The following is a 21,549-nucleotide window of genomic DNA, read 5'->3' as shown; positions in this document are numbered from 1 at the left end:
TGAATGTCTTCCCGCCCCGTCGCAAACCTGTACCGCATGGTGATGCCCGGCCACACCTGCCCCTATGGCCTCAAGGCCAAGTCGCTGCTCGAGCGCCGCGGCTATGGCGTCAACGACCATTGGCTGCGCACGCGCGAAGAGACCGACGCGTTCAAGGCGGAACATGGCGTCCAGACCACGCCTCAGACCTTCATCGATGGCAAGCGGATCGGCGGCTATGACGATCTGCGCCGCTTCTTCGGCCTGAAGGTGCCGGTCAAGGGCGCGACCAGCTACACCCCGGTGATCGCCCTGTTCGCGATGACCGCACTGATGGCGCTCGCAGCCAGCAACGCCGCCTTCGGTTCGCCGGTCACGATCCAGGCGGGCGAATGGTTCATCGGTTTCAGCATGATCGTGCTCGCCCTGCTCAAGCTGCGCGACATCGAGAATTTCTCGACCATGTTCCTGAACTACGACCTGCTCGCCAAACGCTGGGTGCCCTATGGCTATATCTATCCTTTCGCCGAGGGTGCGGCGGGCGTGCTGATGGTCGCCAATGCGCTCCATTGGGTCTCGATCCCGATCGCATTGTTCATCGGCGGCATCGGCGCGGTCTCGGTGTTCAAGGCGGTCTATATCGAGAAGCGCGAACTCAAATGCGCATGCATGGGCGGCGACAGCAACGTGCCGCTCGGCTTCATCTCGCTGACCGAGAATCTGATGATGATCGCGATGGCGGTGTGGATGCTGGCGGGCGTGCTCAGCCCCGTGAATCCAGTTCACTGACAAGCTTCTTCGGCGCCTGCGCGCGATAGCTTTCCTCGATCCAGTCCTTGAGCCGGGCCAGATCGGGGATCGCATCGTCGCCGGGCGTGAAGGTCACCCAGCCGCTCTTGCCCAGCCCATAGGCGGTCGGCGCGGCATAGGGTAGCTCCAGCGCTACCTCGCTGGTGTAGCGCAGCTTCGCCGACATCTGGAACGCGTCGCCGGTCGACAGGTAGGCAAAGGTCTTGTCGTTGACCGCCAGGTCCGCATGCTCGGGCCATGGCGCCTTGATATGCGCGCCGGGCAAGGTCAGCCCCCATGCGCGCAGCGCCTCGATCGTCTCGCGTCCCTTGGTCATGGGGCGGCTATAGCGGATTTGTATCGCGGCCGGGAGCGGCGCGCTGCATCAGCCAGACCGACTGGCTGCGATAGTCCACCGCGAACCCCTCGGTCGCCAGCCAGTCCATGCCCAGGATTGCGAGCGCCTCGCCCGCATCGCTCAGCCTGTCAAAGACCGGCAATGCGCCAACCCGTACGCTGCGGCGCTGCCATTGCCACGGCCCGACGGCAACGTCGCCGACCTCGGCCTCCAGCAGGGGCATCGGCCGGCCGTCGATGCCCGTGATCGACCCGCCGGCGCGCAGCTGGCTAGGGTCCAGGCCGGCTTGCCGGGCGAAGACGGGATTGAGCGTCGTATGTTGCGCACCCGTATCGAGCAGTCCCCAGCCGCTCGCCTTGCCGATCCGCACGGGCAGCATGATCTTCCACGGCCGAAGCCATTTGACCGTCACCCGCTGCCATGCCGGACCCTGCGGCTGCGTCCCGCCCGCACCGACAAGGACGCAGCGGCTGCCGGGCGTCCAGATCGTCAGCCGGTCCGCCAGCAGATCGACTCCGGCAAGCCCGGCGACATCATGGCTGTCGAATGACGGCGCCGGGAATACCGGGAACACCGCATCGCGGAGCATCACCGGCCCGGCCTCCATCGAACGGATCCGGTGAAAGCGGACCTCGATGCCGCCGCCCATTCCCTGCGCCTGCTCGGTCCGTGTGTCACGCGGCAGGCCGAGCTGTGCGGCGCGTGCCGGATCGATCGTCGTGCCGCTCGCCGCGGTGTCGAGGATGAAGGCAAATGGTCCCTGATGGTTGATCTTCGCGCGGATGACCGGCGTTCCGGCGTCACCGGCCTCGACCGGCAGGCACGCCGGCGCGTCGCCAGCCCATGCCGCAGCGGGGCCTAGGCCCAGCCAAAGCGCGATCACCATCTTCATCTTCGTCATTCCCAGACGGATGGCAGCCCCCAAACGTCAGTCCTCGCGATGCGGCAGCGTCAGCACGAAGCGCGCGCCCTCGTTGGGCGCGCTGTCGACCAATATATCCCCACCCATCGCCCGAGCCAGCCGCCGCGCGATGTAGAGGCCTAGCCCGCTGCCCCCCGGCTCGCCCGGATCGACGCGGCCGAATTTCTCGAAGATCTTCGTCTGATCCTCGGCCGCAATGCCCTTGCCCTGATCGGCGACGATCACGCAACCGAGCCCGCCCTCGCGCTGGATCTGGACCCACACCGATCCGCCCGGCGGCGAATAGCGCACCGCATTGCCGATCAGATTGACCATGATCTGCAGCACGCGGCGGAACTCGCCCGTCGTCGGCATCGTCTCGTCGGCGCGGGGCTTCTCGATCCGGACATCGGCCTCGCTCGCGCGCACCGCCAGCAGACCTGCGGCGCGACGCGCGATATCGGCAAGGTCGATCGGCTCGATCTCGACCGTGAAGTCATCCCGCTCGATCGCGCTCAGATCGGCGAGATCCTCAACCAGCGACAGCAGATGCCGCCCGGCATTGGAGATGTCGGTCGCATATTCGGCATAGTCATCGCGCAGCGGCCCATCCAGCTTGGCGCTGATGCTGTCGGCATTGGCGATGATCCGCGCGAGCGGCGTGCGCAGCGCCTTTTCGAGCCGCTGGCCGAATTCGCTGGTGAACTCGGGATCGGCCGCTGCCTGCGCCGCGGCTTCCTCGGCGGGATCGACCAGCACCGCTGCGCCGCTGAAGCCGGCGAAACGCCCCAGCGAGTCGATCCGCGGGCTTGCGGAGATCCGCACGCGCTGCCCGGTGCCGCGCAGCTCGGCGATCTGCCCGTCGAACCGTGTCTGCTCCGCGGCAGCGGCAAGGATCGGCAAGGCGCCCTCGTCATCGGCCTCCAGCGCAAACAGCAAGGTCAGCGGCTGGCCCAGCATCGCTGCCAGGTCGAAGCTCGGTTCGACTCCGGCCTCGGCGGCTAGATGCGTGATCCGCATCGCCGCATCGGTCTCCCAGACCCAATCCGCCTCGGCGCGCAGGAAATCGTCCTCGCGCAGCGCGTCGCCCTCGGGCGCCTGCCACGCTCCGCGCGGGCGCCAGCCGCTCACTTCCAGCCGCACGCCCTCGGAATCAGGCTCGGCCCGGACCCAGAGGTCGATATCATCCTCGCCATCGGCGGCGACCACCCCGCGCGAGATCGCGATGCCCAGCCGTTGCGCCAGCCGTGCGATCGACGCGATCGGCGGCACCGCCAGCGGCGCACCCACCTTGCCCCCGGCGCGCGCATTGAGGTCGGCCAGCCGCGCCTCGGCATGCACCAGCCGTCCGTCGGGACCGATCCGCCCCATCGCGATGGGCATATTGGGCTCGATCGCGTTCATCGTGGCCCATTCTTCCATTGGCCGCCCTCCAGCGCCAGCAGCGCCGCGCGGTAATCGGCAGGCAGGCCCAGCGGCGCGATCGCTGCACGCGCGTCGTCCGCGTCCACCGCCATGATCGTATCGAGCTGGTCGGCGAACGCCTCGACGTCGCGCCGCGGATCGGCCTCGCTCAGCGCCACGCCGAGCCGCGCGACCGCCGCACGATCGAAATCGAGCGCGCGCAGCGCGACCCACAGCCGCCCGCTCGCGGAATCGAGCGTCATCGCACGCGCCGCCTCGAAATCGATTCGCAGCGCATGCGCCAGCACCGCCGCGAACAGCGCGACCCTGCGGTCGCCCAGCGCTTCGGCGAGCAATTCGGGAAGTTCATCGGGCCGGGCGTCGATCACCACCGCCAGCCGCATCGCAGCTGCCTCCAGCCGATCGCTCTCGTCATGCGCGGCCAGACTGCGCTGCGCCGAATCGGCCAGCGCACGGTCGAGCGCGGGAGCAGGCCCCGCAAGCCCCGCGCGCAGCGCCGCCGCGACTTGCCACACCAGCCTGTAATGGAGTTCGGCGGGCAGATCGCTCTGCGCCTGCGCATCGGGCAGGCTGCGACGGCGGCTCTCGCTCACCAGCACGGCTGCGGCACTCTGCGCCAGCAGCCGGTCGGGATGCTGCGCCAACCGGTTGAGCAGGCTCGCGCGCTCGGGCTCGTCCTGCGCCTGCGCCGCCATGCCGCCGGCCAGCAGATCCTGTCGCACACGCGCGATCAGTTCGCCCATCAGCGCGGGATCGCGCAACAGCCCCGAAGCGTGCAGCCGTCCGGCAACCCCCTTCTGCGCCACGAGCATGTCCGCCAGCGCCGCCTCGCCCTGCGCGCGCAACAGCCGCACGGCGTGCCCGCCCACCTCGCTCTCGATCGTCGCGATCAGCCCGTGCAGCAGCCGCGCCAGCGCCGCGCGCGTGCGCTCGTCGAGCCGGTCGTTTTCGGAAAGGCCGAAGTCCGCGATCGCGGTGCCCAGCGCACGATGCGCGGCGCCATCTGCTGCCGCGGTACGCGCGAGCAACGCCTGTGCGCCTTCATGAGCGCTTGTACGCATGTCGCCAATCGGCTTGGACATGGTTCCGGACTTAAAGGAACTGCGGTTAAGACGAGACTAAGGCTTTTCCCGCCGGCTCTCAACCGCCGCGGCGAGCGTGACGACGGCATAGATCGCCACCGCGGCCAGCCCCCAGCTCACCCGCCCGGCAATCGCGAAGGGCGTCACCAGCAGCAGATAGCCCGCCGGACTGCCCCACCAGCGCTTGACCACCGCCTGCGTCCGCTCGCCGATCGCGACGGCGGCGAGCGCAGCCAGCGCAAGAATCAGCCCGTCGAGCGTCGCGTCCGTCCGCGTCTCCATGATACCGAGCGCCAGGATCACGATCCCGGCGATCGCGCCGATCAGATGCTCCTGCGTCGCCGCGCGCTTTTCCTCGCCCCGCAGGGCCGAGAGCGCAGCGCCCGTCGCCAGCGCCGCGACTCCGGGCAGTGCCACCGCCGCCCCCCAGGGCCAGCCCAGCGCGATCAGCGCCGCTGCGCCCGCGCCCAGCGCTGCTGCGCCCGCTATCAGCGCCCAGCCGGGGACCGCCTTCTCCACCACCTTGGGCAGCGCCAGCCGCGCGATGCGGGTGAAGACATGGCGGTCGGCCCAACTTGTCCGCCGCTCGGTCAGCGCTGCGAGCACGGCGTTGCTGCGCGAGGCGAGCGCGCCGCCGTCACGTTCGACGCCATGTCCGGCACGCACTGCGCTCGATGGCAGCACTACCTGCTCGGCGCCCGCCTGGACGATCGCCCGCAACAATGTGGACTGGAAATCATAGTCGGGCGGGAAGGCCGCGATATCGGCGATGCGCTGCGCCGGAATGCGCGCCACGCCCGCCCAGCAATTGCGCGCATCGACCCGCTCGAGCGAGGCGGCGGGCTCCTGCGTCACCAGAATGGCGTCCTTGCCTTCGCCCGCCATCTTGTCGACGACATCGTCGGTGGTGACGAGGCCGTCGGCGAGCACCACGACGCTCGCCAGCGGGTGCGCCTTGGTCGATGCCTCGGCGGCCGAACGCACGATATCGACCGGGACGCCGCGCTTCGCCGCACGGCTGACCGCGCCCAGAAGCGCGGGGGTCACCCGTGTCACCGCGACCAGAATCTGCCCGGCGCCCGCACCGACCAGCAGCCGCGCCTGATATTCGAGCAGGGTCATCCCGCCGAACGGCAGCGTCGCCGCCAGCGTCCCCGGCTTGTCGCCTGCGTCCTCGGTCGCGAAAATGAGCCCCGCCAACATCATGCCTGCGGTTACGGCAAACTTAGTAGCGAAGGAAGGGCCGCCGAGTCGCTTCCCACGCCGATTCGTCCGCGCGCGTCGCCGAGTCGAGGTCACCAGGCACCGCGGCGGCATCATCGACCCATGCGCGCAAACCCGGACCGCCGTTGATCACGTCGATCGCCAGCTTGTCGAACTCATATTCATACGGGAAGTCGCGCCATAGGTCGTAATCGGGGTAGAGCGACCGGATCGCCTTGAACCCCAGCGCCTGCACCCGCCACGGCCGAAACGCGGCATGGTCGTATCCCGCCCCCTCGGCATGGATGAACACACCACTGCACAGCTCGCCGACATGCTTGTGGAAGGTCGGCTGGAACCAGAAGTCGCGCAGCGTGCATCCCGCCAGCCACTCGGGCGCAATCCGGCGCATCTCGGCAATCACTGCCTTCGCGTCGATATCCGGCGCGCCGAACAGCTCGAGCGCCCGCGTCGTCCCGCGTCCTTCGGACAGCGTCGTCCCCTCCAGCATCACCGTGCCGGCATAGGCGCGCGCCATGTTGACGTTGGCGGCATTGGGGCTGGGGTTGATCCAGACCCGCTCCACCGGCCAGCCGAAGCCGGGCGCGGCGTCGGGCGCCCAGCCCTGCATCTCGATCACGCGATAGGGCAGGTCGAGCTTGAACTGGTCGATAAACCACGCGCCCATCTCGCCCAGGGTCATGCCGTGCCGCATCGGCATCGGCCCCGCGCCGACGAAGCTCTCCCAGCCGGGCAGCAGGGTCAGCCCCTCCACCGGACGCCCGGCGGGATTGGGCCGGTCGAGCACCCACACTTCCTTGCCATGCTCCGCCGCCGCCTCGAGCATGTAGAGCAGGGTGGTGACATAGGTGTAGATGCGGCAGCCCAGATCCTGCAGGTCGATCAGGACGATGTCGAACGTGTGCATCGACTGGCCTGTCGGGCGCCGCACTTCGCCATAGAGGCTGAACACCGGCATCCCGTAGGTGGGATCGGTATAGTCCGGCGACTCCATCATATTGTCCTGCAGGTCGCCGCGCACGCCATGCTGCGGCCCGAACACCGCCGAGACATTCACCCCTGCCGCGACCAGCGCGTCGAGGCTGTGGGTCAGCTCCGCCGTCACCGACGCCGGATGCGCGAGCAACGCCACACGGCGGCCCTTGAGCTGGTCGAGAAGCGCGGGGTCGGCAAGCAGCCGGTCGATACCGAAGTTCATGAGGCGTCAGGTGCCGGGAGTTCGAGCGCAAAGCAATCGGGATGATGGAAATCGGGCTTTCCAGGCGGGTGATTGAGCGCCCAATAGGATTTGGTGCCGTCGGCTTCCTCGATCACCGCGGAGAGGGCCATTTCAAGTTTGCTCGGCGGCATGGCGGCCAGATCGACGTCCGCCACCAGGATGAAGTCGCTGCCTTGCGACTCCAGCCGGATATGCGGATCGACTGGCAGATCCAGATTGCGCATCCCGGCGCGATATCCGTCGAACGCATAAGCGGCCCATTGCCCGGATGGCGAGAGGTTGAATTCGAAATAGCCCTCGCTGCCCTCAGGCTTCAGGAACATCTCGCAACAGGTTCGCTGCCACAGTCCGTCTGCCCGGTTTGGCGATGCCGGCTCGGGAACCGCCAGCATGGCCCCCGGTGCGACGGAGAAGGTCAGCAGCACCTCATCGGCATCGGTCATGCATATTTCGACAGCGACGGATTCGACCGAAGCCGCAGGCGTATCCGGATGGCAGATCAACTGAACCCGATGCTCGATCATCCCTCACTCCGTTCGCCCTGAGCTTGTCGAAGGGCCATCCCCGCCCTAGCCCGTTTCGCCCACTCGGCGAAACGGGTTCAGAAGCGGAAGCTGATCCAGCCGGACAGGAAGTCGGAACTGCGATACCCTGCCCGGGTAAGCGACGGGCCGGCCGCCAGATGCTCATACCGGCCGGTGAAGGACAGTCGCGGCGAGATCGACCAGACCAGCTGCAGCCGGCTCACATCCGCGATCTTGCGATCCGCGACATTCTCGGTGCCCGCAAAGGGCTGGCCATTGGCACGGTACACCGCATCGCGCGCATCGTCACGCCAGGTGAGCTCATACTCCGCCGTCAGCCGCACGCCCTTCGCGGGCGAGAAGGCGAATGTCGGCGCCACGACGATCAGGTTCGAAGGCGTCAGGAACAGCTGGTAGCTGTAATAGATGTTGTTGCCGAACGGCGCATAGGCGTTGCGCAGCTTGCCCTCGCCATAGCCACCCCCGCCGCTGGCATAGTCGGCATGAAAGCCGATGCGCGGCGCCGTGGCCGACTTGCCGAGGCGATAGCTCTGGGCGAAGAAGGCCTGCCAGGCATCGATATCCTGGTCGATGTAGCGGCCCCATTGATGGTTGACCGACCAGTCGATCGCGACCGGCCCGACATCGCCCCAAAGGCGCGCGCCGCCATAATAGCGTCGCGCAGGCCCCACCCGGCCGCCCCAGGCACCGACATCGTTGCGCCGCCGCCAGAGAAAGGGATCGAAATAGAGCTTCGAGCCGCCCAGCCAGGTCTTCGGCAGGGCGACACCGAACGTCACGCCCGAGAAGCGGCGCGCCGGATCGTTGACGTCGTCGTCGGGGCCCAGGTCGCCATAGGCAGTGGGCCGCAGGTCGAACAGGTCGACGCGCAGCCAGCTGCTCCGCGCCCATGCCCGGATGCCGTTCAGCGTATAGCGGATCGTGTTGTTGTCGCGCTGCGAGACCAGCAAATTGGGCCCGTCGGTGAATTCCTGACGCCCATAGCGCGCACCGATCGCGACCCCGCCCAGCTCGGCAGTCGCCTCGGCGAAATATTGCTGGAAGACGAGATCGTTGCGCAGCGAGGCGGCAGGCACGCCCAGGTTACGCCCCGAAATGCCGCCATGCGCGACTTCCCCGTACAGGCGCAGATGCGGCCCCAGATGAAGATCGGCGCCGGCGACCAGGCGGTTGATGTCCTGGCGCTGGTGCGGCGCCTCGCGCAGGCCCGGATTGCTCGTCAGGCTGACGCGCATCCGCGTCTCGCCGGAAAGCGTCAGATAGATGTCGCCATCGTCGTCGAGCGGCAGGAACTTGAGCCGGTCGAGCGGATCATCGCGCCGCGCGGGGTCGCGCATCGCGCGCCAGTCCTCGGCCCAGCGCGACAGGCTATAACCGCCCGCGACCGCTCCGTCTCCGGCTGCCGCCACGGGATAGCCCCCGTCGCCAGCCTTCTCCTGCGGTGCCGGCATCTCGCGGACGGTCTGCGCCTCCGCGCCGCCGGCCAGCAGCATGGCGATCGGCACGGCGCTGCCTGCGAGGGCGCGCAACGCGGTGGGCACGGGATCGAATCCTCTCTCTGACTGATCGGCCGGGTTCGCGACGGACGATGTTGATGTCCGTCCACGATAGCACCACTCGGCGGCCCGACTGCCGAGCCGGAGAAAATTCCCATTTTCACAGATAGTTGTTGAAGCCACCCTTCCACGCGGAAGCTAAAAATGTGCGGAAAGGCAGACATGATCGCGCGCGACTGTGTGAAATATCGCACACCACCAATGTCCGGTTCGCGTTTGCCGGGGATGACGCGCGCTTCCGCCTCCGCTATGCGGCGCCCGCTATGACCGAATACACGTCCGATCTGCTTCGCCTGCTCGACCAGCGTGGATATATCCACCAGGTCACCGATGCCGCCGCGCTCGACGCGCTGGCCAGCAAACAGATCGTGCCCGGCTATATCGGCTTCGATCCGACCGCGCCCTCGCTCCATGTCGGCAGCCTGGTCCAGATCATGCTGCTCCGCCGCATGCAGCAGAGCGGCCACAAGCCGATCGTCCTGATGGGCGGCGGCACCGGCAAGATCGGCGACCCGAGCTTCAAGGACGAAGCGCGCAAGCTGATGACCGACGAGATCATCCAGGCCAACGTCGCCTCGATCAAGACGGTGTTCGAGAAGTTCCTGACCTTCGGTGACGGCCCGACCGACGCGGTGATGGTCGACAATGCCGACTGGCTCGACAAGCTCGAATATATCCCCTTCCTGCGCGACATCGGCCGCCATTTCTCGGTCAACCGCATGCTCAGCTTCGACAGCGTCAAGCTGCGGCTCGACCGCGAACAGTCGCTGTCGTTCCTCGAATTCAACTACATGATCCTCCAGGGCTATGACTTCCTGGAGCTGTCGCGCCGCGCGAATTGCCGCCTGCAGATGGGCGGCTCCGACCAGTGGGGCAACATCGTCAACGGGATCGAGCTGTCGCGCCGCGTCGACGGGACCGAGGTCTATGGCGTCACCACCCCGCTGATCACCACCGCCGATGGCGGCAAGATGGGCAAGACCATGTCGGGCGCCGTGTGGCTGAACGAGGATCAGCTTCCGGCGTTCGACTACTGGCAGTTCTGGCGTAACACCGACGACCGCGATGTCGGCCGTTTCCTGCGCCTGTTCACCGACTTGCCGCTCGATGAGATCGCCCGCCTCGAAGCGCTCGAGGGTGCCGAGATCAACGAGGCGAAGAAGATCCTCGCCACCGAGGCGACCGCGATGTGCCGCGGCCGCGAGGCTGCCGAGGCCGCCGCAGAGACCGCGCGCAAGACCTTCGAGGAAGGCAGCGCGGGCGACTCGCTCCCCACCCTCGCCGTCAGCGGCGAGATCAGTGTGGTCGATGCGCTGGTCGGCCTGGGCTTTGCGGCGTCGAAGGGCGAGGCGCGCCGCCTGATCAAGGGCGGCGGCGCGCGCGTCGATGGCGAGAAGGTCAGCGACGAAGCGGCGACGGTCAATGTCGGCGCCGCACAGGTACGCGTCTCGGCGGGCAAGAAGCATCACGGGCTGCTCGACCCCGCCTGATCCGCGGCAAGCTTTCGCTAACCATGAGAGTTGCCGCGACGTTTACGCCCGGCGCCTAGCCTTTGCATCGAGCAGATTGCCGAAGGTTCGCGAGGCATGGGCGTGTGACGTACCAATTCTCACCCGTAGCGGGCGCGCCGGCCCTGGCGGACGATCGCCGGACAATCGAGCGCGACGAGGTCCATTATCGCGCCCGCGCCTTCGGTCCCGACAATCAGCCCGTGACCTTGCTGATCGTCAACATCTCGCCCCACGGCCTGATGGCCCGCTGCGAAAAGCCCTTTGCGGAGGGAGACCGGCTGCGGGTCGTGCTCCCGGCGGTCGGTAACGTCGCAGCGGAAATCCGCTGGTCGCTCGGCGGCCGCCTCGGCGCCAGTTTCGAACCCGCAATCAACCTCGCAAGCTATTACGAGCTGATCGCGCAGCTGGTGAAGAAGTGACCTAGCCCTTCCGGACCAGAACGACCCCGGCAAGCACCAGCAGCACGCCAAACGCCTTCATCGGCGTCACCGGGTTCTCCGGCAGCCGGATCAGCCCGAAATGGTCGATCACCAGCGCCGCCGCCAGCTGCGCAGCAATAGCGATGGTCAGCATCGAGGCGAGCCCCAGCCGCGGCGCGGCATAGGCCGAGGTCGAAACGAAGATCACGCCATAGATGCCCCCGGTCCATGCCCACCAAGGCACGTCCTTGAGGGTCGAAGGCGAGGTGCGATCGAGCGTCGCCCAGATGCCCAGCAGGATCACGGTGCCGACGCCGAACGAGATCAGCGCGGCCAGGATCACCGATCCGCTGCGCGCCAGCGTGCCGTTGACGGGCGGCTGCATGGCAACGCCGATGCCCGCCAGGATCGTCATCAATATGGGGAAGATCGCGGACATCTGCGCTGCAGATAGGTCGTGACGCAGCCGGTTCAACCCGTGCTGCGCCCTTTCCCCGATCAGGCCGAAGGCCGCTCCACGATCGCAGCCACGATCCGCCGCACGACCGGCAGCACCATCAGCAGCACCGGAAAGGCGATCACCCAGGACAGGGCCCAGGCCCCCATCCAGGCGCGCGGGAAAGCGTCGGAAAAGCCTAGGCTTCGCGCGGTGGCGATTGCCGAGACGACAAAGGTCATCATGATCGAAAGGATGAACGCCGAAACCAGCCCCGCATGACGTGCGGGCAGACGGCGAGGACGAAACTTGCTTGGCATGGTTTTCTCATAGTCAGGGCATCGGCCAGCATCCCGGGAAGAACCCGTCTCCCGGCCGATCACCGGGTTGGATGCGTTGCCTGACGTGAGACGCTTACGGCCTTCGCGATGAAGGCGCGTCGCCCCTGTCACAGATGCGACCGATTCGCAACAGCCTTCAGCCCGCGCGCAGCAATCCGACCGCCGCATCGCGCTCGAACAGGTACAGCGCCACGCGTGCCGCCTGCCCACGCTCACCGTCGAGCCCGCCGTCGCGATCGACCAGCAGCCGCGCATCGGCATTGGCCGCGCCGATCAGCTCGGCGAACTTCTCGGGCGGCGCGAGCCTGAACGTCTGCTCGCCCGACTGGCGCGTGCCCAGCATCTCGCCCGCGCCGCGCAGCCGCAGATCCTCCTCCGCGATGCGGAAACCGTCATTGGTCTCGCGCATCAGCGCCAGCCGCGCCCGCGCCGTCTCGCTCAGCGTGCCCCCGCGCAGCAGCACGCACACCGATCGCCCGCCGCCGCGCCCGACCCGCCCACGCAGCTGGTGGAGCTGCGCCAGCCCGAAGCGGTCGGCATGTTCGATGACGATCAGCGTGGCGTTGGGCACGTCCACGCCAACCTCGATCACCGTGGTCGCGACCAGCACGCCCAGCTCGCCGCTGGCAAAGCGCGCCATCACCGCGTCCTTCTCCGGCCCCTTCATCCGGCCATGGACCAGCCCGATCCGGTCGCCGAAGCGCGATCGCAGCGCCTCGGCGCGCTCCTCGGCGGCGGCAAGGTCGATCTTTTCGCTCTCCTCGACCAGCGGGCACACCCAATAGGCCTGCCCTCCGCCCGACAGGTGGCGAGCCAGTCCGTTGACGATCTCCTCCAGCCGTTCCTCGCTGATCACCGATGTCTCGATCGGCTGGCGGCCCGGCGGCATCTCGTCGAGCTTGCTCACGTCCATCTCGCCATGCGTCGCGAGCTGAAGCGTGCGCGGGATCGGCGTCGCGGTCATCACCAGCAAATGCGGCGCGGTCTTCGCCTTGGCCTGGAGCATCATCCGCTCGGCCACCCCGAAGCGATGCTGCTCGTCCACCACCACCAGCCCCAGATCGCGATACTCCACCCCCTGCTGGAAGATCGCATGCGTGCCGATCAGGATATCGATCGATCCGTCATGCAGCCCCATCAGGGTCGCTTCCCGCGCCCGTCCCTTGTCGCGCCCGGTGAGGATCGCGATGCGGACATCGAGGCCCGAGAACAGCCGTTGCAGCGTCTCGAAATGCTGGCGCGCGAGGATCTCGGTCGGTGCCAGCATTGCGCCCTGCGCGCCCGCCTCGACCGCGATCAGCAGCGCCATCGCCGCGACCAGCGTCTTGCCCGCGCCGACATCGCCCTGCAGCAGCCGCAGCATCGGGCGGTTCTGTGCCATGTCGCCCTCGATCTCGCCGATCGTCCGCGCCTGCGCCCCGGTCGGCGTGTATGGCAGCCGCAGCGCATCGCGCAGCCGCCCGTCGCCCGCCAGCGGCCGCCCCTTCTTCGCCCGCGCCGCGCCGCGCACCAGCATCAGCGCCAGCTGGTTGGCGAACACCTCGTCATAGGCCAGCCGGTCGCGCGCCTTCGCGTCCGCCGGATCGGCATGGATCCGCGCCAGCGCCTCGCGCCACGCCGGCCAGCCATTGCGCTCCTTCAGGCTCGGTTCGATCCATTCGGGCAGCTCGGGCGCGCGTTCGATCGCCTGTGCCGCCAGCGCCGCCAGCCGCTTCGACGTCATCCCCTCCGACAGCGGATAGATCGCCTCGCGTCCTGCCGGTTCGGCGGCTTCGGGCGCGACCACCTCGGGATGCACGATCTGCAATTCCTGCCCGTACTGGTCGAGCTTGCCCGAGACCCAGCGCGGCTCGTTCAGCGGCAGCTGCTTCTTCGCCCAGCCCGAATTGCCGCCGAAGAACACCAGCGTGACGGTGTTGCCCCGCGCATCCACCGCTTCCACCCGCGACGGCGCCCGCGCACTGCCTCCCATGCGGTAGTTCACCGGGGTCAGCGTGATCGCGATGATCCTCCCGACATCCGCCGCATCCAGCTCTTCACGCGGCAGCCGGTCGATCCACCCGCTCGGCAGATGGAACGCCACATCCACCGCGCGCGCCAGCCCCAGCCGCTCCAGCGGTTTGGCCAATTGCGGCCCCACGCCCTTGAGCGCGGTGACTTCAGCGAAGAGCGGGTTGAGGATGTCGGGACGCATGTCTATCTGCTGCCTACACCCAGCCGACCGCGCGAAAAAGCGCTGTCGGCCAATTTGCGTTGAGAGTCATGGATCGAGAAACCCGCCTGAAACGTCTCCGCTTCCGCGCCTGGCACCGCGGCGTCAAGGAAGCCGATTTGATGATCGGCGGATTCTTCGACGCGCACCACGCCGGCTGGGGCGACGCGGAGATCGAATTGTTCGAGGCGCTGCTGGAAGAGCAGGACGTCGACATCATGGCCTGGGCGATGGGCACCCAGCCCGTCCCGCCCGAATATCATGGCGCGATCATGTCCGCGCTCAAGGCGCTGAACTACGTGCCCGTCGCAGAATAAATGCCAAAGCCGTCACCCCGGCCTCGTGCCGGGGTCCACCGGACGGCACACGAACCGAAAGAGCCTCTTGCGCATCGCGGGCGGCGAAGTGGACCCCGGCACAAGGCCGGGGTGACGAAGAGAGCAGTATGCCCGACCTGAACCAGATCCTCTCGGCCAAGGCGCCCCTCACCCTCTCCGGCGCGCCCTCAGGCTTCCTCCCCTGGCTGCTCGCCGATCTCGCACGCGCCAGCACGACCGGCGCCGTCTACATCGCCCCCGACGAGTCCGCGATGCGCGCCGTCGCCTCGACCGCGACCTTCTTCGCGCCCGAGCTTGAGATCGTCCAGTTCCCCGCCTGGGACTGTCTTCCCTATGACCGCGCCAGCCCCACGCTGCGCGTCATGGCCGAGCGCATGGCCGCGCTCGCCGCGTTGCAGGGCAAGACCGCCAAGCCGCGCCTGATCCTCACCACCGTCAACGCCGCGACCCAGCGCACCCTCACCCCCTTCCGCGTCCGCCAGATGACCGCGCGCCTCGCGCCGGGCGAGCGCATCTCGCTCGACAAGCTCGCCGCGTTGCTCTCGGCCAACGGCTATGTCCGCACCGACACCGTCCATGATTCGGGCGAGTTCGCGGTGCGCGGCGGCCTGGTCGACCTCTTCCCCTCGGGCAGCGAGCAGGGCCTGCGCCTCGATTTCTTCGGCGACGAGATCGAGAGCGTCCGCACCTTCGACCCGGCCGACCAGCGCACCACTGGCCGCGTCGATGGCTTCACCCTGCTCCCCGCCTCCGAAGCCCTGCTCGACGAGGATACGATCAAGCGCTTCCGCACGCGCTATCGCGAGAAGTTCGGCGCCACCGCGACCGGCGACCCGCTCTATCAGGCGATCAGCGACGGCCGCCGCCTCGCGGGCATGGAGCATTGGCTGCCGCTGTTCGAGGAGCGCCTCGAAACCCTGTTCGAGCATCTCCCCGAGAACGCCGTGATCGTCCGCGACGCGGGCGATGCCGGCGCCGCAGAGAACCGGTTCGAGGCGATCGCCGACTATCAGGCCAACCGCGTCCGCGCCCAGTCGACCGACGCCGGCAGCTATCGCCCGCTCGGCACCGACCAGCTCTACCTCCTCCCCGCCGAGTGGGAGAAGCGTATCAAGGAAGTCAGGGCCCACCTCGCCACCCCCTTCCACGAGCCCGAAAGCGCGACCGTGCTCGACTTCACCGTCGACGGCCCGCGCGACTTCGCACCCGAGCGCGCGTCCGGCACCAACATCTACGAAGCCGTCACCGATCACCTCGCCAAGCTGCGCAAGACCGGCAAGAAACCGATCCTCGCCAGCTACTCGATCGGCTCGCGCGAGCGGCTCAAAGGCCTGCTCGCCGACCATGGCCTGCCCAATGCCGTGTTCGCAGAAAGCTGGCAGGAGGCGCTCGGCGTCACCGCGGGCGGCCGCGATTCGGGCAATGTCGCCCTCATCGTCCTCCCGCTCGACCACGGCTTCACCTCGCCCGAGGTCGCGCTGCTCACCGAGCAGGACATGCTCGGCGACCGCCTCGTCCGCCGCAACAAGCGCAAGAAGTCGACCGACGCCTTCCTCGCCGAACTCGCAACCCTCTCCCCCGGCGATCTCGTCGTCCATATCGAGCATGGCATCGGCCGCTATGAGGGGCTGACCCAGATCCCGGTGCAGAAGGCGCCGCACGATTGCGTCGCGCTCACCTATGCCGGCGGCGACAAGCTCTACGTCCCCGTCGAGAATCTCGAAGTCCTCTCGCGCTACGGCTCGTCCGACGAGATGGCCTCGCTCGACCGCCTCGGCGGCGAGGCGTGGCAGCGCCGCAAGTCGAAGATGAAGGAGCGCATCCGCGAGATCGCGGGTGAGCTCATCGCCACCGCCGCCGCGCGCGCCGTCCGCCCGGGCGAGGTGCTCGAACCCGATCCCGGCGGCTATCCCGCCTTTGTCGACCGCTTCCCCTTTACCGAGACCGACGATCAGGATCGCGCCATCGGCGACGTGCTCGAGGACCTGTCCGCCGGCCGCCCGATGGACCGGCTCGTCGTCGGCGATGTCGGCTTCGGGAAGACCGAGGTCGCGCTGCGCGCCGCCTTCGTCGCGGCGATGGCGGGGCAGCAGGTCGCGGTGGTCTGCCCCACCACGCTCCTCGCGCGCCAGCATTTCACCAACTTCGTCCAGCGCTTCGAAGGCTTCCCGATCAAGATCGGCCGCCTCTCCCGCCTCGTCCCCGCGGCCGAGGCCAAGGCGACCAAGGAAGGCCTTGAATCCGGCCAGATCGACATCGTCATCGGCACCCATGCCGTCCTCGCCAAGGGCATCGAGTTCAAGCGCCTCGGCCTCGTCATCGTCGATGAGGAACAGCGCTTCGGCGTCACCCACAAGGAGCGGCTCAAGGGCCTCAAGGCCGACGTCCACGTCCTCACCCTCACCGCCACCCCGATCCCGCGCACGCTGCAGATGGCGATGTCCGGCCTGCGCGAGCTGTCGGTCATCCAGACCCCGCCGGTCGATCGCCTCGCGGTGCGCACCTATGTCATGCCATGGGACCCGGTGGTGCTGCGCGAGGCGCTGCTGCGCGAACATTATCGCGGCGGCCAGAGCTTCCTCGTCACCCCGCGCATCGCCGACCTGCCCGATATCGAGACCTTCCTGCGCGAGGAGGTGCCGGAGGTGCGCTACGTCGTCGCCCACGGCCAGATGGCGGCGGGTGAGGTCGAGGAGCGCATGTCCGCCTTCTACGACAAGAAGTACGAGGTGCTAGTCTCCACCACCATCATCGAGAGCGGCCTCGACATCCCCAGCGCCAACACGATGATCATCAACCGCGCCGACCGCTTCGGCCTTGCCCAGCTCTATCAGCTGCGCGGCCGCGTCGGCCGGGCCAAGACCCGCGCCTATGCCTATATGACCACCGCACCCCAGCGGCTGATGACCGAGGCCGCGGAAAAGCGGCTCAAGGTCCTGTCCGACCTCGAAAGCCTTGGCGCGGGGTTCCAGCTCGCCAGCCACGATCTCGACATCCGCGGCGCGGGCAACCTGCTCGGCGACGAGCAGTCGGGGCATATCAAGGAGGTCGGCTACGAACTCTACCAGTCGATGCTGGAGGAGGCGATCATGGACGCCAAGGCCGGCGGCCTCGCCGATGCGCGCCCGCGCGACCTGTCGCCCCAGATCACCGTCGACGCCCCGATCCTGATCCCGGAGAGCTTCGTCCCCGATCTCGACCTGCGCATGGGCCTCTACCGCCGCCTCAACGAGGTCGAGGACAAGCGCGGCATCGACGAATTCGCCGCCGAGATGATCGACCGCTTCGGCAAGCTGCCCGAGGAGACCGAGAACCTCCTCCTCCTGATCGAGGCCAAGCTCAACGCCAAGCGCGCCTGCATCGCCAAGATCGATGTGGGACCCAAGGGCGCGCTGGTCAGCTTCCACGAAGACAGCTTCCCCAGCGTCGAGGGCCTGATGGCCTATGTCGGCAAGCTGGAGGGCACCGCCAAGCTGCGCCCCGACATGAAGCTGGTGATCAGCCGGGTGTGGGCGACGCCGCGCGCGCGGCTGAATGCGGCGGTGCAATTGTCGCGGGGGCTGGCGAAGGCTGCGGGTTAGTCGGCAGGCATGCCGACACCACCGCCGCCTCGGTGGGGGCGGGCATGGTAGCCATCGGGGGCATCGGGAACGTTGGCTAGGCATCCCGACGAGCAGCTATGAATTAGCAACGGGACAGTATCCGTGCCTACTCGCTGCGTGGTCCAGAACAGCTGAGGCCCACGCCCCTCGAACGATTGATCGCAAACACTGCATGTCTTGGGCAGAAGCGTATCGACCGGCCCTGCCAATCTCGGAAACGGTAATCTCGTCTTGGCATTGCCGTAGAGCGCGCGAGTGCTCATTCTACTTTCGCGCAGCCTCGTACACCGGGTCACCTCATAGGGCAGCCAGTGAAGCGAGTATGAGGTGTAAATATCGAGGTTCTGCAACCCCGTCAGACGACCAATCTCTGGGGGCAGCCGGCGTAAGTGGCTCCCATAGAGCCGCAATTGGCTCAATGCGGTGAGGCGACCAATTTGAGGCGGCAACGTGATCACTTCTGACCAATGATCAGGAGATATCTCCGCTGATGGTTCCAACACGGTGACGGCAGCAGCGCTCTCAATGCAGTCTAGAACACCCTGCCAGCCAGGAACCGAAACCGATTGTGCTTCGGTGTGGAGGTTGGGAACGCTTGGAGAACCCTTCTTCGTTCGCGATTCCAAGCAAGCGCAATGGCCGCCACGCTTAACTCTCTGGGATGCCGCGAGAGTCACAGGATCCACAGCGAAAGTGGTCTTCGAGCCATTCGGTTTAGGCAACCCGAACAAGCCATCAATGATTGACATACAAAACCCTCCGGCATTCACAATCGGCAAGATATTTCAGTTCCGGGCTGAGCATCAATCACCCTTGCAAGAGAAGCTGCCTGACGGGTCAATTTGACCACATCTCCTGAATCACACCTGCCCTCATCAATCGCATCTTTGACTTTAAGGAAAAATAGCTCGTAACTTCTCGGTCAAGGGGGATGGCAATGGCTGATGCAGACTTTCAGATTGTCTATGAAGGAGGTGAAGCAAATCAGCACGTCATGGATATGCGGATGCTGGCGCTCTCCATGCTCGGCGCTGAGCGGATCATATCTGATGGTTTGATAGTTCTGGTAGAAAAGCGCCTTCCAAGACGCGGTGAGCGCGCGCCGGTGATTGCGAAAGCCAAGGAACCCGTTGAAGGCTCCCTTACTCTTATCACACTATTTAGTTCGGTTTTTGGCACACTTCCTTTGGGTCTTCCATTGGCGAAGGAACTCGCTGGCCATTTTCTAGAAGAATGGTGGAAAGGCGTCGTCGGGCGTTTCAGCGGCAAACCGGAGGTCGCCGAGGCCGCAATTAAGGCGATGGTGGAAATGAACAAAGACCACCTCACCGCCCGGGATGCAAACGATGCTCGCCGCCATGAAGAAACTATGGCGTTCATCGATACCCTACGTGCCGGAATCGCGGGCCAGCAGCGCGCTGTAGAGCAGTTTGCATCACCTATTGGCCCATCAGTAGAGCAGGCTACCATCTATCCAGCGCTCGCCGGCCCCGTTTCCGTAGACGTCGGAGATGCCGAAGCAATCAGAGATGCTGCGAAACTTTCTTGGGGACCGTTGGAGCAACTCACCCTTCGCACTGAAGGGTTTCGCTTCCACACTAGTGGATTAAGCATCGAAAACCCGGAGCGATCTGGCTTTCTTATGGCGCGAGTGCGCGACCCGCGCTTCGATGAACCGGTTAATCCCTATACCGAGGCCGCCCAACGCAGGGCTGAAATTGTCGTCCTCGGACGCCGAGGCTACAAAGGGTTAGAACTTTCTGGGATTGAGATAGTGGATTTTATCCGGGACAGCCCTTCATAAGGTTGCTGAAAAAACACCCGGCTCATCGCTGCACTCCCCTTGCAATGTTGGATTTCGTCTGCTCGCCTCGACCGGTCGCATGACGACCGCTCTTTGACCCTGTCGATCCGCACGAGCCAGGCAGCAACCTGACGCTCCACCCTGCGATCGTGGCCAAGTTGACAAAATAAACCGCGTTTCGTGTCAACTTTGTCAACTTGGACAACCACCCTCACGACACTGACAACCGCCAACCCACCCCGCTCTTTTCCTCGCCCTCTCCGCGCATAACCATCTTTTCCCGGAGGGGGAGGGGATCCCGCAGCACGACATCCAGGGCCGTCGCGAGCGGCTGGCGCAGGCGGCCGCCTTCTGGACGCGCCGAGAACCCCGCACGCGTTTCAAAAATCGCCACGTCATGGAGATGGCCGGCAGGGTTGGTGGAGGCCGAACCTCAGCCCCTGTGCATCCCGGCAACTGCAGAAGCGGCCGAACCCGGGCTCATCCTCGCCAGGCCCCTCAACCGTGCCACCCAATTCCCGTACGCGTGCCGCGGCCGCTTCAATGTCGGCAACGCGGAAATAGGGCACGATCCCATGTTCGGGATCGTCGCCATGGAGCCCTGCCCTGATGTTGGGCGTCTAAAACCAGCCAGCATCGCCCATCGGCGTGAACGACCAGCCGAACAGAGCGGCCAGAAAACGGGCCGTCGCCGCAGCATCTCCGCTCCCGATCTCGATATAAGAAATCTCTCCGTCCATCCCGGTATCCCTCGTACGCAGTCCAGACGGGCGTTCTCGCAGCGGTACTACCCGTCGTCTTGAAGAAATCCGACCTGTCAGCCCTTCACTACGGATGCAGGCGTGCCGGGCAGCTCGGGGAATCGGGCTGCGCGATAGGCGGCGGGCGCGCAGCCGGCCAACTCGCCGAACTCCCGCGTGAGATGGCTCTGATCGCTGTAGCCGCAGGCTGCCGCCACATCGGCGAGCGTGGAGGCGCTGCCTTCGATCATGCGCCGGGCATGATCGAAGCGGAGGCGCCGGGCGGCAGCCTTCGGCGAGAGGCCTGTCGCATCCCGGAAGCAGGTTGCGAAATGACGCCCGCTCCATCCGATTTCCCGCGCGAGCGCGCCGATCGGGATGGCACCGCCCGACCGTTCGAGCTGCTCCCACGCCCAAAGCACTTCCCGGCGTGGCAGGCGGCTCGCACCGGCGATCCGGGCCGAGAACAGGCCATCGAGCAGCGCGAAGCGTTCGCTCCAATCCAATGCGGCGGCCAGGCGCTCGGTCAGCCTGGCGGCGTCCCGGCCGAGCAGATCGGCGAGCGCCACGGGGCCGTCGTCCGCCGCAAGGGGCGCGCCCAGCAGGACGGTGGAGGCCCAGGGCGCGAAGTCGATCTCGACACATTGCAACCGCCCGTCATGGCTGGAGATGAGCGGTCCGTTCCCTGCACCGGCCGTAAAGGCGAGCAGTTCGCCCCCCGCATCGCCGATCGGGCCGACCGTCAGCTTGCCACTGAAGGCGATGATAATCGCGGAATGCGCGCGCGCAGGTTCGACCCGCCGCACCTCGGCTCCAGCCTGTTCGGCAAATCCGGCATAGCCCCTCGCGTAACGCAACACCGAAGGCGCGGGCTTGCTTGCGAAGATTTGCGAGATGACGGGCGAAGCCATCGTCCCTCTTCGCACTCCGTGCACGACCTGCCAACGACCGGCTGTCCCATGAGGGCACCTGGCCGCCGAACCGGCACCCCCTTGCAATGTTGGATTCCGTCTGCTCACCTCGACCGGTCGCGTGTCGACCGCTCTTTGATCCAGTCGATCCGCACCA

At 66.7% G+C, this 21,549-nt stretch carries 18 protein-coding genes; 6 read left to right on the top strand and 12 right to left on the bottom strand.

Features of this window, described 5'->3' with window-relative positions; all coding sequences use genetic code 11:
• Window positions 1–3: 3 nt before the first annotated feature.
• Window positions 4–768, top strand: a complete 765-nt coding sequence (locus AC07TU_RS14735) for a MauE/DoxX family redox-associated membrane protein (protein WP_495188676.1) — start codon at window positions 4–6, stop codon at window positions 766–768.
• Here AC07TU_RS14735 and AC07TU_RS14730 read toward each other — a convergent pair.
• The 8 genes from AC07TU_RS14730 to AC07TU_RS14695 form a co-directional block, all read right to left on the bottom strand.
• The gene (locus AC07TU_RS14730) at window positions 743–1,105 is read right to left on the bottom strand and encodes an MmcQ/YjbR family DNA-binding protein (RefSeq protein ID WP_495188675.1); all 363 of its coding nucleotides are present in this window, start codon (window positions 1,103–1,105) and stop codon (window positions 743–745) included. The genes AC07TU_RS14735 and AC07TU_RS14730 overlap by 26 nt on opposite strands.
• Window positions 1,106–1,112: 7 nt before the next feature.
• On the bottom strand, window positions 1,113–2,027 hold the full coding sequence (locus AC07TU_RS14725; RefSeq protein WP_495188674.1) for a retroviral-like aspartic protease family protein: 915 nt from the start codon (window positions 2,025–2,027) through the stop codon (window positions 1,113–1,115).
• A 27-nt stretch (window positions 2,028–2,054) separates the two neighbouring features.
• Complete coding sequence (locus tag AC07TU_RS14720) at window positions 2,055–3,449, bottom strand: sensor histidine kinase (RefSeq protein ID WP_495188673.1); 1,395 nt, start codon at window positions 3,447–3,449, stop codon at window positions 2,055–2,057.
• The gene (locus AC07TU_RS14715) at window positions 3,428–4,513 is read right to left on the bottom strand and encodes a DUF2336 domain-containing protein (RefSeq protein ID WP_495188672.1); all 1,086 of its coding nucleotides are present in this window, start codon (window positions 4,511–4,513) and stop codon (window positions 3,428–3,430) included. The genes AC07TU_RS14720 and AC07TU_RS14715 overlap by 22 nt, the downstream gene beginning before the upstream one ends.
• A gap of 57 nt (window positions 4,514–4,570) precedes the next feature.
• Window positions 4,571–5,737, bottom strand: coding sequence for a hypothetical protein (locus AC07TU_RS14710; protein ID WP_495188671.1), 1,167 nt, complete (start codon window positions 5,735–5,737; stop codon window positions 4,571–4,573).
• Between the two features lie 22 nt (window positions 5,738–5,759).
• Window positions 5,760–6,956, bottom strand: coding sequence for an exo-beta-N-acetylmuramidase NamZ family protein (locus AC07TU_RS14705; protein ID WP_495188670.1), 1,197 nt, complete (start codon window positions 6,954–6,956; stop codon window positions 5,760–5,762).
• Window positions 6,953–7,501 (bottom strand): DOMON-like domain-containing protein, encoded by a 549-nt coding sequence (locus tag AC07TU_RS14700; protein WP_495188669.1) that lies wholly within the window; start codon window positions 7,499–7,501, stop codon window positions 6,953–6,955. The genes AC07TU_RS14705 and AC07TU_RS14700 overlap by 4 nt, the downstream gene beginning before the upstream one ends.
• 77 nt (window positions 7,502–7,578) lie before the next feature.
• On the bottom strand, window positions 7,579–9,015 hold the full coding sequence (locus tag AC07TU_RS14695; RefSeq protein ID WP_495189018.1) for an alginate export family protein: 1,437 nt from the start codon (window positions 9,013–9,015) through the stop codon (window positions 7,579–7,581).
• A 326-nt stretch (window positions 9,016–9,341) separates the two neighbouring features.
• On the opposite strand from AC07TU_RS14695, the gene tyrS reads away from it, so the two are divergent.
• Window positions 9,342–10,568, top strand: a complete 1,227-nt coding sequence (tyrS, locus tag AC07TU_RS14690) for a tyrosine--tRNA ligase (RefSeq protein WP_495188668.1) — start codon at window positions 9,342–9,344, stop codon at window positions 10,566–10,568.
• A gap of 104 nt (window positions 10,569–10,672) precedes the next feature.
• Window positions 10,673–11,008 (top strand): PilZ domain-containing protein, encoded by a 336-nt coding sequence (locus AC07TU_RS14685; protein WP_495188667.1) that lies wholly within the window; start codon window positions 10,673–10,675, stop codon window positions 11,006–11,008.
• 1 nt (window position 11,009) lies between these two features.
• Here the strand turns inward: AC07TU_RS14685 and AC07TU_RS14680 are convergent, their stop codons facing one another.
• From AC07TU_RS14680 to recG, 3 genes are all read right to left on the bottom strand, one after another.
• Window positions 11,010–11,447 carry a DMT family transporter gene (locus AC07TU_RS14680; protein ID WP_495188666.1) on the bottom strand — a complete coding sequence of 146 codons (438 nt, stop codon included), beginning with the start codon at window positions 11,445–11,447 and terminating at the stop codon, window positions 11,010–11,012.
• A gap of 59 nt (window positions 11,448–11,506) precedes the next feature.
• The gene (locus AC07TU_RS14675) at window positions 11,507–11,764 is read right to left on the bottom strand and encodes a DUF2798 domain-containing protein (protein WP_495188665.1); all 258 of its coding nucleotides are present in this window, start codon (window positions 11,762–11,764) and stop codon (window positions 11,507–11,509) included.
• A gap of 157 nt (window positions 11,765–11,921) precedes the next feature.
• Window positions 11,922–13,979, bottom strand: a complete 2,058-nt coding sequence (gene recG / locus AC07TU_RS14670; RefSeq protein ID WP_495188664.1) for an ATP-dependent DNA helicase RecG — start codon at window positions 13,977–13,979, stop codon at window positions 11,922–11,924.
• Between the two features lie 68 nt (window positions 13,980–14,047).
• On the opposite strand from recG, the gene AC07TU_RS14665 reads away from it, so the two are divergent.
• From AC07TU_RS14665 to AC07TU_RS14655, 3 genes are all read left to right on the top strand, one after another.
• Window positions 14,048–14,314, top strand: coding sequence for an FAD assembly factor SdhE (locus tag AC07TU_RS14665; RefSeq protein WP_495188663.1), 267 nt, complete (start codon window positions 14,048–14,050; stop codon window positions 14,312–14,314).
• A 128-nt stretch (window positions 14,315–14,442) separates the two neighbouring features.
• A complete protein-coding gene (gene mfd / locus AC07TU_RS14660) occupies window positions 14,443–17,916 on the top strand; it encodes a transcription-repair coupling factor (protein WP_495188662.1) in 3,474 nt (1,157 codons plus the stop codon).
• A 958-nt stretch (window positions 17,917–18,874) separates the two neighbouring features.
• Window positions 18,875–19,741: a DUF7946 domain-containing protein gene (locus tag AC07TU_RS14655; RefSeq protein WP_495188661.1), complete on the top strand. Its 867-nt coding sequence runs from the start codon at window positions 18,875–18,877 to the stop codon at window positions 19,739–19,741.
• An 817-nt stretch (window positions 19,742–20,558) separates the two neighbouring features.
• Here the strand turns inward: AC07TU_RS14655 and AC07TU_RS14650 are convergent.
• Window positions 20,559–21,392: a helix-turn-helix transcriptional regulator gene (locus tag AC07TU_RS14650; protein WP_495188660.1), complete on the bottom strand. Its 834-nt coding sequence runs from the start codon at window positions 21,390–21,392 to the stop codon at window positions 20,559–20,561.
• Between the last annotated feature and the right edge of the window lie 157 nt (window positions 21,393–21,549).

The organism is Sphingomonas sp. GW821-FHT03E12 (genome assembly GCF_059420685.1).
Note: the sequence above shows the minus strand (reverse complement) of the source record. Positions and strands in the feature narration are given on the sequence as shown.